Origin of the sequence: Ideonella sp., from assembly GCF_035254525.1 — a bacterium.
Taxonomy (GTDB): Bacteria; Pseudomonadota; Gammaproteobacteria; order Burkholderiales; family Burkholderiaceae_C; genus Ideonella.
In genome coordinates, this window is sequence record NZ_DATFAN010000117.1 from 1 (window position 1) to 2,981 (window position 2,981).

General features: G+C 67.0%; 4 protein-coding genes. All 4 read left to right on the forward strand.

Features of this window, described 5'->3' with window-relative positions:
- On the forward strand, positions 1-224 hold a 224-nt coding region (locus VJ693_RS11610), incomplete at its 5' end, for a GTP-binding protein (RefSeq protein ID WP_324154272.1).
- 86 nt (positions 225-310) lie between these two features.
- On the forward strand, positions 311-1,432 hold the full coding sequence (locus tag VJ693_RS11615; protein ID WP_324154273.1) for a 4-oxalomesaconate tautomerase: 1,122 nt from the start codon (positions 311-313) through the stop codon (positions 1,430-1,432).
- 2 nt (positions 1,433-1,434) lie between these two features.
- Positions 1,435-2,463 (forward strand): amidohydrolase family protein, encoded by a 1,029-nt coding sequence (locus VJ693_RS11620; protein WP_324154277.1) that lies wholly within the window; start codon positions 1,435-1,437, stop codon positions 2,461-2,463.
- Position 2,464: 1 nt separating this feature from the next.
- A partial coding sequence (ligK, locus tag VJ693_RS11625) for a 4-carboxy-4-hydroxy-2-oxoadipate aldolase/oxaloacetate decarboxylase (RefSeq protein ID WP_324154275.1) occupies positions 2,465-2,981 on the forward strand: 517 nt, incomplete at its 3' end.

Genomic DNA, 2,981 nt, shown 5'->3' on the forward strand with positions numbered 1-2,981 from the left:
AGAAGATCCCGCGCAAGGGCGGCCCCGGCATCACCAAGAGCGACCTCTTCGTGATCAACAAGACCGACCTCGCGCCTTACGTAGGGGCCGACCTGTCGGTGATGGAAGCCGACACCAAGCGCATGCGCGGCGCCAAGCCCTACGTCATGACGAACCTGAAGACCCGCGCCGGGCTCGACGAGGTCGTCGCGTTCATCGAGCGCAAGGGGCTGCTGAGCGCGTAGGTGGCCCTGGCAATATGCCGGACGGAGATAACTGCTAGTCCGTCCTCAACCTAGCCGGCATGGCAGGCGGTTCCGAGAATGCCGCCATGCCGCAAACTGCCATTCCCTGCCTGCTGATGCGCGGCGGCACCTCCAAGGGGCCGTTCTTCCGCGCCAGCGACCTGCCGGCCGACACGGCCACGCGCGACAAGGTGCTGCTCGCCGCGATGGGCTCGCCCGACAAGCGGCAGATCGACGGCCTGGGCGGCGCGCACCCGCTGACCAGCAAGGTCGGCATCGTCTCGCCGAGTGCCCGGCCCGGCGTCGACCTCGAGTTCCTGTTCGCGCAACTGCAGCCCGACAAGGACACGGTCGACACCACGCCCAACTGCGGCAACATGCTGGCCGCCGTCGTGCCCTTCGCGCTCGAGACCGGGATGGTGAAGGCGCGGGGACCAACCAGCACCTTCCGCGTGCTGACGCTGAACACCGACATGGCCTGCGACATCACCGTGCAGACGCCCGGCGGTGTCGTCGAGTACGAGGGCGACGCCCGCATCGACGGTGCGCCCGGCAGCTCGGCGCCGATCACGATCAACTTCCTCGACACCGCCGGCTCGGTCTGCTCGGGCCTGCTGCCCACCGGCCGGGTGCGCGACACCATCACGGTCGAAGGAGTGGGCTTCGAGCCCTTCACGCTCGACGTGACCTGCATCGACAACGGCATGCCGCTGGTGATCTTCAAGGCCGAAGACGTGGGCCGCACCGGCTACGAGAGCGTGGCCGAGTTGAACGCCGACACCGAGCTGAAGACCCGCATCGAGGCGTTGCGCCTGGCCATCTCGCTGAAGATGGGCCTGGGCGACGTCAGCGCCAAGAACTACCCGAAGATGACCCTGATCGCCCCGCCGCGCGCGGGGGGCTCGATCAGTACCCGCAGCTTCATCCCGCACGTGTGCCACGACGCGATCGGCGTGCTCGCCGCGGTCACCGTCGGCACCGCCTGCGTGCTCGAAGGCTCGGTGTGCGAAGGCATTGCCGTGATGCCGGAGGGCGCGCACAAGAAGGTCTCGGTCGAACACCCCACCGGTGAGTTCAGCGTGTCGCTGGCCACGGACCCCAACAACCCGCAGAACGTGACCGAGGCAGCCTTGCTGCGCACCGCCCGCCTGCTGATGCGCGGCGAGGTGATGGTGCCCGCCTCGATCTGGAAAGGAAACAAAGCATGAGCCTGATCATCGACGTCCACGGCCACTACACGACGGCACCCGCCGCGCTCGGCGCGTGGCGCGACCTGCAGATCGCGGGCCTGAAGGACCCGGCCAAGGCGCCGAAAGCGTCGGAGCTGAAGATCAGCGACGACGACATCCGCGAGACGATCGAATCGAACCAGCTCAAGCTGATGAAGCAACGCGGCTCGGATCTGACGATCTTCTCGCCGCGCGCCAGCTTCATGGCCCACCACATCGGCGATTTCCAGACCTCGTCGACCTGGGCCGCGATCTGCAACGAGCTGTGCTTCCGCGTCTCGCAGCTCTTTCCCGAGCACTTCATTCCGGCCGCGATGCTGCCGCAGTCGCCCGGCGTGGACCCGGCCACCTGCATCCCCGAGCTGGTCAAGTGCGTCGAGCAGTACGGCAACGTCGGCATCAACCTGAACCCCGATCCGTCGGGCGGCCACTGGACCTCGCCGCCGCTGAGTGACCGGCACTGGTACCCCATCTACGAGAAGATGGTCGAGTACGACATCCCCGCGATGATCCACGTGAGCACGAGCTGCAACGCGTGCTTCCACACCACCGGCGCGCACTACCTGAACGCGGACACCACCGCCTTCATGCAGTGCCTCACCTCCGATCTGTTCAAGGACTTCCCGACGCTGAAGTTCCTGATCCCGCACGGCGGTGGCGCGGTGCCCTACCACTGGGGGCGTTTCCGCGGCCTGGCGCAGGAGCTGAAGAAGCCGCTGCTCAAGGACCACCTGCTGAACAACATCTTCTTCGACACCTGCGTCTACCACCAGCCCGGCATCGACCTGCTGACCAAGGTGATCCCGGTCGACAACATCCTGTTCGCCAGCGAGATGATCGGCGCGGTGCGCGGCGTGGATCCGGAGACCGGCTTCAACTACGACGACACCAAGCGCTACATCGAGGCCTCGACCATTCTGACGGCCGAGCAGAAGCACCAGGTCTACGAAGCCAACGCGCGGCGCGTGTTCCCGCGGCTCGACGCCGCGCTGAAAGTGAAGGGGCTCTGATATGTACGAACTCGGCGTCGTCTACCGCAACATCGAGCGCACCGATTCCGCTATCGCCGATGCGCTGGCGAAATTCGGCAGCGCCACCGTCCACGAGGCCATGGGCCGCGTGGGCCTGCTCAAGCCCTACATGCGCCCCATCTATGCCGGCGCCCAGGTCTCCGGCACGGCCGTCACCGTGCTGCTGCAGCCCGGCGACAACTGGATGATGCATGTCGCGGCCGAGCAGATCCGCCCGGGCGACATCGTCGTCGCGGCGGTCACCGCCGAGTGCACCGACGGCTACTTCGGCGACCTGCTGGCCACCTCGTTCCAGGCCCGCGGCGCGCGCGCACTGATCATTGACGCCGGCGTGCGCGACGTGAAGACGCTTCACCAGATGGGCTTCCCGGTCTGGAGCAAGGCCATCAGCAGCAAGGGCACGATCAAGGCGACGCTCGGCTCGGTGAACATCCCCATCGTCTGCGCCGGTGCGCTCGTCACCCCGGGCGACGTGATCGTCGCCGACGACGACGGCG

What these genes read in the sequence shown, in the direction of transcription:
- VJ693_RS11615 (WP_324154273.1), top strand. Translation starts at nt 311, where the DNA reads ATGCCGCAAACTGCCATTCCCTGCCTGCTGATGCGCGGCGGCACCTCC.